Annotated in this window: 15 protein-coding genes; 8 read left to right on the top strand and 7 right to left on the bottom strand. The window is 71.2% G+C overall.

What is annotated here, in order from left to right; all coding sequences use genetic code 11:
- From J3P31_RS19850 to J3P31_RS19820, 7 genes are all read left to right on the top strand, one after another.
- Window positions 1-186: a hypothetical protein gene (locus tag J3P31_RS19850; RefSeq protein WP_210530266.1), complete on the top strand. Its 186-nt coding sequence runs from the start codon at window positions 1-3 to the stop codon at window positions 184-186.
- A 3-nt stretch (window positions 187-189) separates the two neighbouring features.
- Window positions 190-375 (top strand): hypothetical protein, encoded by a 186-nt coding sequence (locus tag J3P31_RS19845; RefSeq protein ID WP_210530265.1) that lies wholly within the window; start codon window positions 190-192, stop codon window positions 373-375.
- Window positions 376-540: 165 nt separating this feature from the next.
- Window positions 541-1,488, top strand: coding sequence for a DUF808 domain-containing protein (locus J3P31_RS19840; protein WP_210530264.1), 948 nt, complete (start codon window positions 541-543; stop codon window positions 1,486-1,488).
- A gap of 68 nt (window positions 1,489-1,556) precedes the next feature.
- The gene (locus J3P31_RS19835) at window positions 1,557-2,546 is read left to right on the top strand and encodes an MBL fold metallo-hydrolase (RefSeq protein ID WP_210530263.1); all 990 of its coding nucleotides are present in this window, start codon (window positions 1,557-1,559) and stop codon (window positions 2,544-2,546) included.
- An 87-nt stretch (window positions 2,547-2,633) separates the two neighbouring features.
- Window positions 2,634-3,383, top strand: a complete 750-nt coding sequence (locus J3P31_RS19830) for a DUF4336 domain-containing protein (protein WP_210530262.1) — start codon at window positions 2,634-2,636, stop codon at window positions 3,381-3,383.
- Window positions 3,380-4,378, top strand: a complete 999-nt coding sequence (locus tag J3P31_RS19825) for an MBL fold metallo-hydrolase (protein ID WP_210530261.1) — start codon at window positions 3,380-3,382, stop codon at window positions 4,376-4,378. The genes J3P31_RS19830 and J3P31_RS19825 overlap by 4 nt, the downstream gene beginning before the upstream one ends.
- Before the next feature lie 112 nt (window positions 4,379-4,490).
- On the top strand, window positions 4,491-5,240 hold the full coding sequence (locus tag J3P31_RS19820) for a metallophosphoesterase (protein WP_210530260.1): 750 nt from the start codon (window positions 4,491-4,493) through the stop codon (window positions 5,238-5,240).
- A gap of 4 nt (window positions 5,241-5,244) precedes the next feature.
- Here the strand turns inward: J3P31_RS19820 and J3P31_RS19815 are convergent, their stop codons facing one another.
- A complete protein-coding gene (locus tag J3P31_RS19815) occupies window positions 5,245-5,985 on the bottom strand; it encodes a glycosyltransferase family 2 protein (protein ID WP_210530259.1) in 741 nt (246 codons plus the stop codon).
- A gap of 681 nt (window positions 5,986-6,666) precedes the next feature.
- On the opposite strand from J3P31_RS19815, the gene J3P31_RS19810 reads away from it, so the two are divergent.
- Window positions 6,667-8,565, top strand: coding sequence for a glycosyl hydrolase family 28-related protein (locus tag J3P31_RS19810; RefSeq protein ID WP_210530258.1), 1,899 nt, complete (start codon window positions 6,667-6,669; stop codon window positions 8,563-8,565).
- A gap of 25 nt (window positions 8,566-8,590) precedes the next feature.
- On the opposite strand, the gene J3P31_RS19805 is transcribed toward J3P31_RS19810, so the two are convergent.
- The 6 genes from J3P31_RS19805 to J3P31_RS19780 all read right to left on the bottom strand — a co-directional run bounded on the left by J3P31_RS19805 (window position 8,591) and on the right by J3P31_RS19780 (window position 15,539).
- The gene (locus tag J3P31_RS19805) at window positions 8,591-9,151 is read right to left on the bottom strand and encodes a VanZ family protein (RefSeq protein ID WP_210530257.1); all 561 of its coding nucleotides are present in this window, start codon (window positions 9,149-9,151) and stop codon (window positions 8,591-8,593) included.
- Between the two features lie 27 nt (window positions 9,152-9,178).
- Window positions 9,179-10,078, bottom strand: coding sequence for a glycosyltransferase family 2 protein (locus J3P31_RS19800; RefSeq protein WP_210530256.1), 900 nt, complete (start codon window positions 10,076-10,078; stop codon window positions 9,179-9,181).
- Window positions 10,075-11,352 carry a glycosyltransferase gene (locus J3P31_RS19795; protein WP_246849705.1) on the bottom strand — a complete coding sequence of 426 codons (1,278 nt, stop codon included), beginning with the start codon at window positions 11,350-11,352 and terminating at the stop codon, window positions 10,075-10,077. Before J3P31_RS19795 ends, J3P31_RS19800 begins: the two co-directional genes overlap by 4 nt.
- Before the next feature lie 44 nt (window positions 11,353-11,396).
- Entirely contained in the window at window positions 11,397-12,638 is a 1,242-nt protein-coding gene (locus J3P31_RS19790; RefSeq protein ID WP_210530255.1) for an O-antigen ligase family protein, read from the bottom strand.
- 162 nt (window positions 12,639-12,800) lie between these two features.
- Window positions 12,801-14,120, bottom strand: coding sequence for a hypothetical protein (locus tag J3P31_RS19785; RefSeq protein ID WP_210530254.1), 1,320 nt, complete (start codon window positions 14,118-14,120; stop codon window positions 12,801-12,803).
- Window positions 14,121-14,123: 3 nt separating this feature from the next.
- The gene (locus J3P31_RS19780) at window positions 14,124-15,539 is read right to left on the bottom strand and encodes a mannose-1-phosphate guanylyltransferase/mannose-6-phosphate isomerase (RefSeq protein ID WP_210530303.1); all 1,416 of its coding nucleotides are present in this window, start codon (window positions 15,537-15,539) and stop codon (window positions 14,124-14,126) included.
- Window positions 15,540-15,739 lie beyond the last annotated feature (200 nt).

The raw sequence follows: 15,739 nt of genomic DNA, 5'->3' as shown, positions 1-15,739 counted from the left end.
ATGAGCAGCAAGATGCCCCCGGTTCCCCCGGGGAACCAGAGCGACAAGGGCCCGGTCTCGGCCGCGCACCCGGACGACCCGGCCGTCCATGTCGGGAATCCGCAGAAGCAGAACCCCGACAAGATCGGCCAGGCCGGCAACAGCAAGGTCAACACCACCAACCAAGGCCTCCAGCAGGACAGGTGACCCATGTCCACCTCTGACAAGAGCCCCAACACCATCCGCCAGGGCGGCCCTGGCGCGTCCCACGAGAACGCGAAGAAGCCGCTCGACCCGAACAAGCCCGGCGAGGTGCAGGACAACCATCGCAGCGGCAAGTCGTCCGGCGGCGGCGAGCGCGACAGCCACCACACCCGCGACGAGCGGCTGAAGTAGCTCGGAACGGAGACCACGGGGGACGGGGCCTGCGCCGGCAGCGCCCCGTCCCATCGTTTCCGGGCTGGCCGCCCCCCGGGTGTCACGCTATCCGGAAACAGGTTCAATGACTTGGCCGATGGCGCCCGCGCGCTCCTGCGGCCGGCGGGATAAGGGTGCGGAGCCATGGCATCGGGATTGTTCGCCCTTCTGGACGACGTGGCCACGATCGCGAAGGTCGCGGCGGCCACGCTCGACGACGTGGCGACCCAGACCGTCAAGGCGGGCAGCAAGGCCGCCGGGGTGGTGATCGACGACACGGCGGTCACGCCGCGCTACGCCGTGGGCTTCGCCGCCGAGCGCGAGCTGTCGATCATCTGGCGCATCGCCAAGGGCAGCCTGCGCAACAAGCTCGTGTTCCTCCTGCCGGCCGCGCTGCTGCTCAGCGCCCTCATGCCCTGGCTCATCACGCCGATCCTGATGGTCGGGGGGGCGTATCTCTGCTTCGAGGGCGCCGAGAAGCTGATCCACATGCTGCGGCACGACCCCGAGTCCCAGGACGAGGAGCAGAGCGCCGCCCACACGCCCGAGGAGCTCGAGAACGAGAAGGTCTCGGGCGCGATCCGCACGGACCTGATCCTGTCCGCCGAGATCATGGCCATCGCCCTTGCCACCATCGAGGCGCCGCAGCTCCTCACGCAGGCGGTGGTCCTGGCCATCGTGGGGGTGCTCATCACGGCGGGCGTCTACGGCGCGGTGGCGCTGATCGTGAAGGCCGACGACATCGGCGCGGCCATGGCGCGGGGCGCCACCAAGGGCGGCCTGCGCTGCATCGTCGGCCGGGCGCTGGTCGTGGGCATGCCCAAGGTCCTCGCGGTGCTGAGCGTGGTGGGCACCGTCGCCATGCTCTGGGTCGGCGGCAACATCCTGGTCCATGGCCTCGCCACCTTCGGCTGGCACCGGCCCGAGGAGATCATCCACGGCCTCGCCCATGCCGTGGCGCCCCTGATCGGGCCGATCGAGGGCGCGGTGGACTGGGTCGTGCGGGCGCTGGCCTCGGCGGTGGTCGGCCTCGGGGTGGGCCTGGTCGCCCTGGGCCTGCTGCGGATCGTGCGCCCGGCCGCATCCCACTGAGCGACGGACGCTGAGCGAACCGGACGGTGGCCCGCCGCGTTCCCCCTGTCGGGCCGCGCGGAGGGCACATGACACGGCGCAATCGCTATTACGACGGTCCGGTCTCGGGCCATTTCGACGGGAACCGCTTCTTCTCGCACGACGAGCCGCCCCGGCGCGGTATGGCCACCCACCTCCGGATGGTGCGCGGCCAGATCGCCCGAAGGTGGACCGCGCCGCCGCGTCCCGTGCGCCCGGTCGTGCCGCCCCAGCGGGTCGCGGCGCTTCGCGTGACCTCCATCGGCCATTCGAGCCTCCTCGTGCAGGTGGCGGGGCACAACCTCCTCATCGACCCCGTTTTCGCCGAATGGCTCGGCCCCTGGCCCCATTCCGGCCCGCGGCGCGCGCATCCCCCGGGCATCCGCTGGGAGGACCTCCCGCCCATCGACGCGATCCTCCTGACCCACAACCATTGGGACCACCTCGACGGCCCCGGCATCGCCCGGCTCTGGGCGCGGTTCGCCCCCCGCATCCTCGCGCCCCTGGGCAACGACGCCGTGCTGCGCCGCTACGACCGCGCCATGCCGGTCGAGACGCTGGACTGGGGGCAGGGGCTGCGGCTGTCGGACGGCCTTTCGGTGCATCTCGAACCGGCGCTGCACTGGTCGGGGCGAAGCCTCTGGGACCGGCGCATGGCGCTCTGGGGCTCCTATGTCCTGACCGGCGCGGGCGGCGTGCTGTATCACGTGGGCGACACGTCCTACGGCGACGGCAGCATCTTCCGCCGCATCCGCGAGGTCTACGGCCCGCCGGACCTGGCCCTGATCCCCATCGGGGCCTACGAGCCGCGCTGGTACGTGGGCACGCAGCACGTCGACCCCGAGGAGGCCGTGCGGATCATGCTCGACTGCGGGGCGCGGCGGGCGCTGGGGCACCATTGGGGCACGTTCCAGCTCACCTGGGAGGAGGCCGACGCGCCGCCCCGGGACCTGGCCGCCGCCCTGGCGCGGCACGACCTCCCGCCCGAACGGTTCCAGCCGCTCCAGCCCGGCGAGCCGGTCGATCTGCCCTGGCCCTGACGCGGTCCCGACACGGGCTCCGGCCCGAGGGACCTTCCGGCACGCCAGGTCGTTGATGCGGCATCGGACCTGCGAAGGGGACATCCCATGGCCACGGACGGAACCAGCCCTGTCGTCTACCCGCCCCTCGACACCCTCAAGCCCGTCGCCGAGGGCATCTGGGTGGTGGATGGCGGCCCCCTGCACGTCCTCATGATCGAGGTGCCGGTCCGGATGACCGTGGTGCGGCTCGGCTCGGGCGGGGTGTGGCTGCATTCGCCCACGCCCTACAACGCCCGGCTCCACCGCGAGATCGAGAGGATCGGGCCCATCGCGCACCTGGTCGCGCCGAACATCGCGCACTGGTCCTTCGTCAAGGACTGGCAGGGGCAATGCCCGGGGGCCAGGACCTGGGCCGCGCCGGGGCTGCGGCGGCGCTGGCAGGTCCGCATGTCCGGCGTGCGGCTCGACGAGGACCTGGGCCCGGTGGCGCCCGCGGCCTGGGCCGACGACATGGAGCAGCGGCTCCTCCAGGGCGGGCTCGGCCTGACCGAGGCCGTGTTCCTGCACCGCGCCTCGCGCACGCTGGTCCTCACGGACCTGGTGGAGAACTTCGAGGCCGACAAGCTCAACCCGGCGCTCCGCCCCCTTGTCCGCGCAGGCGGGGCCATGGAGCCGGACGGGATGGCGCCGCCCCATTACCGCCTTGCCGTCAACCTCAACCGGTCCGCTGCCAGGGCGCTCGCGCGCGAGCTCGTGGACTGGGGCCCCGAGCGGGTGATCTTCGCCCACGGCAAGTGGTTCGACCGCGACGGCACGGCGCATCTGCGCCGCTCGCTCCGGTGGCTGCTGGGGTGAGCTGGCTCGTGCAGGCCCGGCTCGTGAACGAGCCGTTCGGAGACCCGGGGCTCTACCTCGACCTCCTCTTCGGGCGACGGGCGGTGCTGTTCGACCTGGGCGACCTCGGGCCGCTTTCCCCGCGCGAGCTGCTGCGCGTGACGGATGTCTTCGTGTCGCACCGGCACATGGACCATTTCGTGGGCTTCGACCGGCTCCTGCGCCTGCGGCTGAACCGCCCCGGCGTGATCCGGATGGTCGGGCCGCCCGGCCTGGTGGGCGGCATCCGGGCCAAGCTCGACGCCTATGCCTGGAACCTCCTGGGCGAGGGCTCGCCCGACCTCACGGTGCTGGCGGCCGAGTTCGCGGACGACCGCCTCGGCCCCTGGACCGCCTTCCGCGCCCGCGACGCCTTCCGGCCAAGCCCGGCCGGCGACGCGGGGCTGGAGCCCGGGCTGGTGCTGGCCGAGGACGACCTGCAGGTCGAGGCCGCGACGCTCGACCACGGTCTGCCCTGCCTCGCCTTTGCCCTGCAGGAGCGGGCGCGGGTCAACGTGCGCGTGGACGGTCTGGAGCGGCTGGGCCTCGCGGTCGGTCCCTGGCTCAACGCCGCCAAGAGCGCGGTCCGCCGCGGCGCGCCCGACGACCTTGCCGTGGACACGGGCGGGGGCCCCCCGATGCGGCTGGGGGACCTTCGGGCCGCGGCCTTTCAGGTCGCCCCCGGCCAGCGCCTGGCCTATGTCACCGACGCCGCGATGACGCCCGCGAACGCCGCCGCGATCCGCCGGCTGGCCCGCGACGCCCATCACCTCTTCATCGAGGCGGTCTTCCTGGGCGAGGACGAGGCCATCGCGCGCGACCGCCTGCACCATACGGCCGCACGGGCGGGCGAGCTTGCGCGGGAGGCCGGGGCGCGGCGGATCACCGTCTTCCACCACTCGCCCCGCTATCTGGACCGGCCCGACCTGCTGCGGGCCGAAGCCGAGGCGGCCTTCCGGGGCGGGGTCGGCCCTTGACCTCCCGCGCCGCGCGCCGCACGGGAGAGCCGGGGGATGGGACCAGGGCCGCACCCGCACGCGGGCCGCTGGCCCCAGGCTCCACGAGGATCAGGAAAGGGCCACAGGACCGATGAGACGTCTCCTGGATCTGTTCGGACGCCGCAGCAAGGCGGCCCCCGCGGTGTTCGACGCCCCGCTCGCCCCGGACGAACCCCTGGCCGTGATCGGGGACGTCCATGGGCGCGACGACCTTCTCGGGCGGCTTCTCGACCGGCTCGCGGCGACCGAGCCCGGCCGGCGCATCATCCTGGTCGGCGACTACATCGACCGGGGCGAGCAGAGCGCGGCCGTCCTGGCCCGGCTCGCCGCCCGGCCCGACCTCGTCTGCCTCAAGGGCAACCACGAGGCCATGTGCCTGGGCTTCCTGGCCGACCCGGAACGGCAGGGACCGCGCTGGCTCGTGAACGGGGGGCTCCAGACCCTGGCGAGCTACGGCGTCGGCGGGGTCACCCCCAGCGCCAGGGGAGAGGCGCTCGAGGCGGCCCGGGACCGCCTCGCCGCCGCCATGGGCGAGGAGCTGACCGACTGGCTCCGTCTCCGCCCCCTGGTCTGGAGGAGCGGGAACGTCGCCGTGGTCCACGCCGCCGCCGACCCCACCCTCCCCCTGGAGCAGCAGTCCGAACGGACGCTGATCTGGGGCCATCCCCGCTTTGCCGAAGGGGTCCGCGCCGACGGGATCTGGATCGCCCACGGCCATACCATCACGCCCGAGCCGCTGGCCGAGAGCGGGCGGATCGCCGTGGACACCGGGGCCTATGCGACGGGCCGGCTCACGGCCGCCCTGGTGGACCCGGGCGGGGTGAGCTTCGTGACCGCCTGACGGCCTAGAAGAACTGGCTGATCTTGCTCGCGTTCTTGAACAGGAGCGTGCCGACCCCGCCCACGCGGTTCGTCCGCAGGGCGCGCAGGTCCTCGCGGCTCTTCTTGAGGATGCGCTCGACCGAGCGGTTGCTTTCGCCGCCGACCCGCATCCGCACGAAGACCTTGGGCACGTGCACCGCCCGGAAGCCCGGCTGGCGGAAGTAGCGCAGCACGGCGTCGTAGTCGGCGGCGATCCGGTAGGCGGTGTCGAAGGCGCCATGCTGCTCGATCACGCGGCGGCGCAGGAACAGGGTCGGATGCGCGGGCATCCAGCCCCGGCGCAGCAGGGCGGGCCGGAAGGGCTGCGAGGTCCAGGTGCGGATCACCCGGTCCGGGTTGTCCCGGGCGACGTACAGGAGGTCGCCATAGACCGCGTCCACCTCGGGGTCCGCGAAGGCGGCGGCCACCGACTCGAGGATATCGGGCGCGGCGAACAGGTCGTCCGAATGCAGCAGGCCCACCACCTCGCCCGAGGTCCTGACAAAGGCGCGGTTCAGCGCGTCGTAGATGCCGCCGTCCTTTCCGCTCTCGAGCCGCGTGCGGTGGTCCGACAGGCCCTCCAGGACCTCCAGGGTCCCGTCGCGCGATGCGCCATCCTGGATGACATGCTCCCAGTCGGTCCAGGTCTGGGACCGCAGGCTTTCCACGGCGTCGCCGACGGTATCGGCGCGGTTGAAGACGGCGGTGACGACGGAAATGAGCATGCCGGATCCTTTCGCGAAACGGCCAGGGGCAGTCCGTCCGGGGTCCTGCTGGCGACCCGCGGGCTCAGGCCCATTAGATCGCATTTTAACTAATTGAAAGGTTTATGGGTGGTGTGGTTGTTCGCGCTCAGGAAACAGTGCTTTGCTCCAACCGGACCATTCATCGGGGCCGTGGCTGGCCTGCTCCTGCTCGGCAGGGATCGGCCGACGGCGGCTGCGCCCCGAAATCGACGCCCGATCGCCATATTCGGGGGTCAGGCGACCTTGGGCGCGCCCCTGGCGTCCCCGCGACCCCTCCGGCCCCGGCTGTCCGCCTCCGCTCCGTCCGTTTCCGTTTCGTCGACCACTGTCAGGTTAGGCGCTCCGATCCGTGCCCCCGACGATCCCCCTCCCGTTCGGCCTAGGTACCGAACTCGTCCAGGTCCGGGGCCCCACCCGGAACCTCCGCCCGGGTGCCCATCGGGACGGTGGCGACCCGGGCGGTCCGTGCGGGGCAGGGGCACGCAACGCTCGGTGCTATAAGAAGCCGGTTACCGCTCTGTCCTAGCCTGGTCGCATATCAGGAGGACTTCCCCATGCGATCCAGACCCATCACCCGCCCCGTCGGGCGCGGCGACGCCGTGCCGCTCCGTCGGACGACCCGGCCCCACGCCGCCTGCCGCACCCGGTCGGAGGGCTGACATGACCCTCGACAACCTGCCCACCCCGAACTTCAGCGGCGCCGACCTGGCCGCCCGTGTCAACGCCGCCGTCGTGGAGCTCCGCGCGAGCCGGACCCTGTCGTCCTTCGCCGCGCTCGTGGCCGACCGCTCGATGGGCTACGGCACCGGCTCCCGGCCCGTGGCCGAGGGCGACATCGTGCGCACGACGCTTCAGGGCTTCACCTATCTGGTCGCCGCGCCCGACGCCGCCGACGCCCACCTGACCACCGCCCGAGGGGTGAGGCTTTATGTGCGCCCCGGCGAAAGGGGCTGGCACGTCGGCGCCTTCGGGGCCAAGGGCGACGGGGCCGCCGACGACACCGCGGCTTTCGTCATGGCCCGCACCGCCGCCGCGGCGGCCGGAGGCGGCACGATCTATGCGCCGGGCGGCACCTACGTCCTGCACGAGTTCGCGCTCACCACCGCCTCGAGCTCGGTCCCCGTGGCGCTGGTCGGGGACTACGGCGCGACCGTGATCCGCGCCCGCGACGCCGGAAAATTCGCCGTCACCCTGGGCCAGTCGGCCTTCTCGCAGTCCTGGTGGGGCGTGTCCCTCCGCGACCTCCAGTTCTCGGGCTATGTCGGCGGCACCAAGCGGATGGGCTGCGGCCTCTATGCCCCGCGCGAGCACCGGCTCGAGAACGTGTCGTTCACCGAATGCCTCATCGGGCTCGTGACCGGGGACAACTACTACTACGGCGGGCGCAACCTGAACCTCCGCGACTGCTTCGTGGGCATCCTGAACGGCACCTTCGGGACCGGGGCCACGACGATCGGCGACCTGGTAAACGGCGCGGGATCGACGGTCAGCGTCACGCTGCCCTTCGCCATGGCGAACGCGGGCGGGCATTCGGGCAACAAGCACTGGGACACGATCCGCATCAACAGCTGCGACATCGGCCTGGCGGGCTTGGGGGCCACCGTCAACACGCCCCACAACCTCTTGACCAAGGCCAGCATCGAAAGCTGCGGCATCGGGCTCCTCTGCATCCGGGGCGGCTTCCGGCTGGTCCAGCCCTGGTTCGAGAACAACGCCACCTCGGGCACGGTGACCTTCAACGGCGCGACCTACGAGAAGGGCGCCGTGGTCGCCGGAACTGCCGCGCCCACCGGCGATCTGTACGAAAGCTTCGGCGGGCAGGTCGCCGTCGACGGCGGACGGGTCGGGCGGATGGTGGCGCGCGACGGCGGCTCCATCTACGTGGATGGCTTGGCGAACCTCTTCGAGGCCGACGTGACCGAGATCGGGACCGGGCGGGTCCGCATGGACCGCGTCCTGACCGACAACCGGTCGGTGTCCTGCCTCGTGCAGCGCCCCATGCCGGTCCACAGCACGGGCCGCGCCATCGTCGCCCGCGTCCCGGCCAAGACCGAGAAGACCTGGGGCCTTCGCCCGTTCGGCGGCCGGCTCCTCATCGCCGAGCCCTTCACCGGCGCGGCGCTGACCTCGGGCAAGCTTTCGACGACGGCCCCGCTCGCCTTTGGCCAGGTCGGCGGCGTCCTGCCCGAGCAGAAGCATGCGACGGTGACCTCGGCGGATTTCGGGTTCAACCTCGGGATCGCGGCCGACTTCGCGCCCGGCGAATTCTACGCCATCTACCTGATGATGCGGGCGGCGCAGCCGCTGTCCTTCACGGGCGTGAACGTCAGCGGCTTCGTCGCGGCGCTTTCGAACCAGATCGCCCATCCGATCGGGGAATGGTTCGGGCTCGGGATCGTGACGCGGTCGCAGGCGTCGGCCGGGACGCCGCGGCTCCGGATGCAAAGCGCCACGGCCGGAGCCCTGGACTTCGGGGGGCTGCAGGTGGCCCGGTTCCCCAACCGGCTCGATGCCGGGGAGTTCATGGCCGAGGCCCGCTTCTTCATGACCGAAGGGTAAGCGGGGTGGGGGCGGGGCCGGCCGCTCAGGCGCGCCGGACCCCGCGCCCCGCGAAGTAGCCGGCCGCGACCCCGAGGATGTTCAGGATCAGGTCGTCCACGTCGAACTTGCGGTAGGCGCAGGGATAAAGCCCCCAGATCCCCGTCAGCTGCGTGAGCTCGACGGCCAGCGACAGGCCGCAGCCCAGGAGCAGGGCCGTGCCGAACCCGATCCTGTGCCGCGGCAGGAGGGCCCCGATGACCGCGCACAGGACGAAGTTCATCGCGACCGAAAGAAGCTGCCCCTGCGCCAGCCAGGCGCCCAGGTCCGGCGCCCGCCGCCAGCCGTGGATCAGGTAGCCCAGGAAGCTGAACGGATGGAGGTTCGGCGCGGCCGCGCCCACGGGGCAGGCGAGCGCCGACCTGTCAGGAAAGGGATGCTGCGTGAGGCTGACGAACAGCAGGGTGACCAGCAGGATCTGCCAGGCCTGCGCCAGGGGGCGCCACCCCGCCGCCACGCCCAGCCCGACCAAAGCGGCGGTCCCGGCCACGGCATAGGCGGCGGCTCCGCCGGCATAGGACAGAAGGTGGGCGAAGCCGGCGCTCATGGATCCAGGCGGGCGCGGCTTGGGCCGCTAGGCCACCCTGATGCCGAGCACGGCCTCGATGGCCTGAAGCGGCGGGGCTCCGGTCCGGTGCATGTAGGTCTTTACCTCGTGCAGCTTCGTGTCCACGAGATACCGGTACCAGAAGCCCTGGAGCACATGGAATGCCGTGCCTTCCTTTCCGTCGAGGAAGCCCATCCGGACCACGTAGCGGTAGAAGAAGTAGGCAAAGGCCCGGAACCCGCCTGGAAGCCGGGCATAGACCCGTTCCTTGAGCCATCGCTTGACCCCGGCCTGCTGCCCGCCCCGGAGGTTGGCGACGGACTCGTGCGGCCGGAAGCCGTATTCGAGGTTCAGGAGGTCCACCACCTCGCGCGAAGCGTAGGCGTTGTGCTTCTGGGTCCACCAGCTCAGGGAGTTCAGGTTGTCGTCCACGATCTCGCCGCTGAGCGCGACGGTCGGCCCATCCACGAGGATGTGCTCGTCCATCCAGCGATCCTCACAGCGGCCCTGGCCCTGGCGGAACAGGCGGAGGACCTTGATCGGGAAGACGCCTCCGTGCCGGATCGCGCGCCCCAGGAACGTCATCCGCCGCGACACGTAGACCCCCGCCACCTCCGCGCCCAGCGTGGGCAGGGTCGCGGCGATCTGTGCGGCCAGCTCGGGCGTGACGATCTCGTCGGCGTCCAGGCGCAGCACCCACTCCGTTTCCGCCGGAAGGTGGTCGAGCCCCCAGTTGAACTGCGTGGCGTGGTTGGTCCAGGGGTTCTCGAGAACCTCCGCGCCCAGGCTGGCCGCGAGCTCGCGGGTCCGGTCGGTCGAGCCGGAGTCCACGATCACGATGCGGTCCGAGATGCTGCGGACGCTGTCGATGGCCCGGGCGAGGTGGCGCTCCTCGTCACGGGTGAGGATGATGGTGGTCAGGGTCATTGGGCGTGCCCTTCGCGTTGAAGCGAGGCGGTGCGCGGCGCCGGACCGGCTGGCGCCGTCTCCGTCGCGTGCGGGCGGCCCCCGGTGACGGCGGGCCGGCCGCCGACGAGGCGCCGATACACGTCGCGCATGCGGAGCGAGACGGACACGGGCGTGAAGTCGCGCTCCATCCATTGCCGTCCGCGTTCGCCCAGGGCCGCCAGGTCGGCGTTGTTCAGCGACAGGATGGCGGCCTCGAGGGCATCTTCGCCCTGCTCGGTCCACAGGCCGCAGCCCTCGGTCTCCAGGCCGTCCCAAGGGGCGGCGGTCGTCGTGATGACCGGCACGCCATGGGCCAGCGCCTCGCCGACCACGATGCCGAAGTTCTCCGATCGCGTCGGCAGGCAGAACAGATCCGCCTCGGCAAAGGCCCGGAGCTTTTCCTGCGCGCCGATCTGGCCGCGGAACAGGACGCGGTCCGTCAGCCCCAGCTCGGCCACGAGCGACCGGAAGCCCGCCACATGGTCGGCCTCGCCGTCCCCGTAGATGTCGAGGGTGACCTGCGCGGGCAGCCGGGCCATGACCCGGATCAGGACATCGAGGCCCTTCTTTTCGTGAAGGCGGCTCATGAACATCAGCCGCAGCCGCCCGCCGGGCCGCCAGGTCCGGTCGGGCAGCTCTCCGGGCAGCTCGATGCCGTTCGGGATGACCACGGACTCGATGTCGCCCAGCCGGCCCCGGCTGGTTTCGCGCTCCATCTCGGCGGTGGCGTGCAGGATCGTGCGGCGCGGCCGCACGGCGTTGCAGACGCTCTCGTAGAGCTCCTTCATGCGGCGCCGAGGCGCGCCGGACCATTGCGCCGTGGCCTGCAGGCTTCCGCGCGGCGACCAGACGACCGGCTTGCCGAGAAGGCGGCAAAGCAGCAGCGCCGGGATCGTCGGAAAGGAGTAGGCGGCGGTCACATGCACCACGTCCGCCCAGCGGATGAGCCCGGGCAGGCGCCGCAGAAGCTCGGGCGATCCCGAGGTCATGAAACGGCGGCGGCAGTAGCGGACCTCGTAGCCCGCCGGGAACCAGGCCGGGTTCTCGGTCAGGGGCAGCGCGTCGGACCGGCCCGGCGCGGCCGAGTCCGTGGTCAGCACGCGCACCTCGAAGCCAGGGTCGCGCGCCGCGCCGTCGCAGAGCGCCTTGGTCGAGAAGATCGGTCCGCCGAACGCCACGGCCGGGTAGTAGGTCGGCGTCACGTGAAGCACGCGGATCCGCCGCTGGGGGTCGGGAGCTGTCTGTTCGCTCATGGCTGATCTCGTCATGGGGTTCGGGTGAGGGGAGGGATGCGGGCTCAGGACGGCTGCCCGTTCAGGGCGGGACCGCCCGCGCCGGCTGCAAGGTCCTGCATCATCCGGCGCACGGGGAGCTTCCAGCTCTGGCTGGCCGCGTCGAGGACGAGGAAGCAGATGATGGCCGGTCCCACGACGCCCAGCAGCATGGACTCCAGGCCGCCCGACAGGATCGTCACGGCGACGAAGGCCGCCGCGAGCTGGTGGTCCTGCCGCAGCCGGAGCGTGGGCAGCCGCCGGCGCCAGCCCAGGCGATAGAACTGGACGAGCCGGGGAAGGCAGATGAGGCTCACGAACAGCAGCCCGAAAAGGCCCATCTCGGCGATGGCCCCGAGGAGCAGGTTCTCGCCGTAGACGATCCGGGAATCCATCCAGGGGTCGCCGAAGAAAGGCGAGGCCATGAAGCTGTTCCACTGCCGTTCGAAGACCCAGCCGCGCGTGTCGCCCCGATCCGCGAAGATGACTCCGTAAAGGGGGCTGTTCAGGAAGAACAGCCAGCCCAGGAGCATCAGGCAGGGCGACAGCACCAGCGCCACCCGGAAGAGCGTCCTGTTCCAGAAGTAGAAGTTGATGAGCATGGACACGACCAGCAGAATGAGGCCGCCGCGGCTCTGGGTCAGGAAGATCAGGTAGAAGTTGAGGCCCAGCCCCAGCATCAGGGCCGGCGTGCGGAGCGCGCGGTAAGGGATGTTGCGCACGGTGGCCTGCAGGCACACCGAGGTCAGCACCAGCGCGTAGGCGAGGATGTTGGCGTTGAAGGCGAGGCCCGAGAAGCGCCCGTAGAAGCTCGAGGTGCCCGCCATGAACGAGGTCGGCAGGTTGATCGCCACCGCCAGGAGGTTGGCCAGGCCGATCACCGTCACTGCGGCATCGAGATCGAACAGCCCCGAGCGCGACAGCTTGGGCAGGAACAGCCCGAAGGTCACGAAGTAGAGCGCGAAGACCCCGAAATACAGCAGGCCGGGGCCGACCAGGTCGTAGTAGACGAACTTCGCTCCGGTGAAGATGAAGAAGCCGGAATAGGCCCAGACGACGACGCCGGGCCGCGCCCCCCGGAGGGTGAACAGCAGGTTGAGCGCCGCCGTCAGGAACAGCCCGACCAGGACCGCGTAGGTGATCTCCCGGCCCATGTCCTTGAGCCGGGCGACGGCGGGCGGCGGCTCGAAGGCGCCGCCGGGCGCGATCACGGAGATCGCGACCAGGGTGGCAAGGACAAGGATGAGGACGCTGCGTCGGCTGGGCATGTCGTGGTTCCTCGGGGAGCGGCGGGGCCGGAGGATGGCGGGGCTGGGGCCGCCATGAGGCGGCGAAGGTGCGTCAGTCCCCGACCAGGGCCGGGATCTGCGGGCCGGACCGTGCGGGCTTTTCCGTCATCTTCGGGCTCCTGGCAACGGAAAGAACGCCTGTCAGCGCGCGGCGGGGCGCCACACCACGACCAGGCACCAGACGACCCGAATAAGGAAGCTGCCCGAGAACAGCAGGACGGTCAGCCAGACCGAGGTTCCCGTCCCCCAGAGGTGCAGCCCCACGACAGCGCCCGCAAAGGCGAGAAGGGACACCAGCGGCGCGAGCAGGTAGCTGCTCTGGCGGTTCATGGCGATGACCGGATGCGCCACCATCGCGTTCGGGGCCCAGAAGAACATGGCCACGCCGACCTTGATCATGGCATCGCGGGTCGCCTCGACCGAGTCGCCGACGACCAGGGCCAAGACGGCATGCGGCACCAGCAGGGCGCCGGCGGTGAACAGGAGCGACAGCCCGAGCCCGAGGCCGAGTCCGCGGATCGCCTGCCGCCGGAGGCCGGGGAGGTCCTGCCGCTCTGCCAGGCTCTTCGACAGGGAAAGCCGCTGGTAGCCGATCGCCGTGGTCAAAAGCTGGAACGGGCTGAACAGGGCCTGGGCGACGCCGAACAGCCCCAGGAACTGGGCCGATGTGACCTGCACCAGGGCGTAGCGGATCGCGTTGGTGTGCAGGCTGTCCACGAAGGGGAAAAAGGCGGCCGGAAAGCGGACCAGCGCACGAAGCGTGCTCCAGATGCCCGGGGCCTGCTCATGGTCCGGGAAGCGGGCGAGCAGCGGCCGCACCTCGAGAAGGAGCACGGCCGAGGTCGCAGCCACGGCCGCCGCCGCCGAGGCCACCGGGACGTTGTCGAACGGCACCAGCACGGCGATGAAGGCGGAGAGCGCGGCCAGTCCCCGGACCGCGAAGGACCGCGAGATGAGGTTCGTGCGGCCCTCGCGCTGGTAGAAGCCGATCGACACGTCGCTGAGCTGGTCCGCCGCGCGCGTGCCGATCAGCAGTCCGGCCGCCAGGAGCGTCCAGGCGTCGGGCGCGACCGGGATCAGGGCCAGGGCGGTGACGGCCGCGCTTGCCAGGACGGCGATGCCCCGAAGCCGGAAGGCCGTGCGCGGTCCGAGGTCGGGGGCCGCGGCGATGACGATCAGGATGCGCGAGTTCAGGCTGGCCACGAGGCAGAGCGGCCCGAAGATGGCCAGCCCCGCGGTGAACACCCCGATGGTCTCGAGCTGACCCCGGTGCGCCAGGATCATCAGGATCGCGGCCTGGCTCGCGGCGAAGACGGCCTGGCCCAGCACGACCCCGCGCGACCCGCCCAGGATGCGGGCGGCACCGCTGGCGGCCCGGGCGGCAAGGCTGCCGCCCGCTGTCCGGATCGGACCGGGCCCGGCCGCCAGGGACGGGCCGACTGTCGGGGCGCTGGGCTGCATTCGTCAGGACCTCGCGTAAACGTCCTCGTAGCGGACGATGTCGTCCTCGCCCAGGTAAGGCCCGGTCTGGACCTCGATGAGGACCATGGGGAGCTTGCCCGGGTTCTCCATCCGGTGGACGGCGCCCAGCGGGATGTAGACGGACTGGTTCTCGGTCACGAGGCGGACCTCGTCGTCGACGGTGACCTTGGCGGTGCCCTGCACCACGATCCAGTGCTCGGACCGGTGATGATGGCTCTGGAGGCTGAGCGCCGCGCCCGGATGGACCACGATGCGCTTCACCTGGAAGCGGTCGCCCATGGCAAGGCTTTCGAACCAGCCCCAGGGGCGGTGGTCGCGGGGGAAGGTCTCGGCCTGGCGGGCGCCCTCCTTCTTGAGGGCGGCGACGGCGGCCTTGACGTCCTGCGCGCGGTCCTTGTGGGCGACCAGCACCGCGTCGGGCATGGCCACGGCGACGATGTCATGAAGGCCGATCCCCACGACCCGCTGGCCGGGCGATTCCGACCGCAGCAGCGTGCCGTCGCAGTCGATCGCCGTCGTCGGCCCGGAGGCGGCGGTCCCGTCCGCCTGCGTCTCGCGCCAGACCGAGGCCCAGTCGCCCAGGTCGGACCAGCGTCCGGTGTAGGGCATGACCGACAGGTTGTCGGCCTTCTCCATGATCGCGTAGTCGATGGAGATGGTCGGTGCGTCGGCCCAGGCGGCCGCATCGAGCCGGCAGAAGCCCAGGTCGCGCATGGCCCCCGCCAGGGAGGCTTCGACCGCGGCAAGCAGGGCTGGCGCGTGGCGGCGTGCCGCATCGATCATGACATCCGCGCGGAACAGGAAGAGGCCCCCGTTCCAAAGATGCCGCCCGTCCGCCAGCATCGCCTCGGCCCTCGCGGCATCGGGCTTCTCGACGAAGGCCACGAGCGGCAGGGGCTCGGGCGTCGCGGCCGAGGGCGGGGCCGCAAGCTCGAGGTAGCCATAGCCGGTCTCGGGCCGATCCGGAGCGATGCCGAACGTGACGATGCGCCCGGTCTCGGCCGTGGGCGCAGCGGCGGCGACGGTGTCGCGGAATTGCTGGTCCTCGGGGATGACGTGGTCCGAGGGGGCGACCAGGATCAGCGCCCGGGGATCATCGGCCGCGACCTGCAGGGTGGCGGCCAGGATCGCGGCGCCGGTGTCCCGCCCCTCGGGCTCGATCAGGAGAGCGGCAGGCGGGATCCCCGCCTCGGCCAGCTGCTCGGCGGCGATGAAGCGGAAGGCGTCGGCCGTGACCACGACCGGGCGCGCGAACAGGGAGCCCGACAGGCGCTTGGCCGACGCCTGGAACAGGCTTTCGTTCCCCAGGAGCGCCGCGAACTGCTTGGGATAGCTCTTGCGGCTGAGCGGCCAGAGCCGGGTGCCGGAGCCGCCGCACAGAAGGACAGGGTGGATCATTGCCATCGGGATCTCGAAATTGCTGAAGTTCCGTGTGTCCCATCCATGTCACGCGGCACGGACATCACGGAACTTCTTTTTGGGTCGCTTCGGGGTCGGAGGGGCCTTTGGCCCGTCACTGTCGGAGGCTGTCGATCTCTTGCCTGAACCAGCGGACGGTGTGCTCGAGGCCCTGCCGCAGCCCGGTTCTGGCGCGCCAG

The sequence above is a fragment of the Rubellimicrobium arenae genome (assembly GCF_017916275.1).
Taxonomy (GTDB): Bacteria; Pseudomonadota; Alphaproteobacteria; order Rhodobacterales; family Rhodobacteraceae; genus Rubellimicrobium; species Rubellimicrobium arenae.
This window is presented reverse-complemented; position numbering and strand designations above follow the sequence as displayed.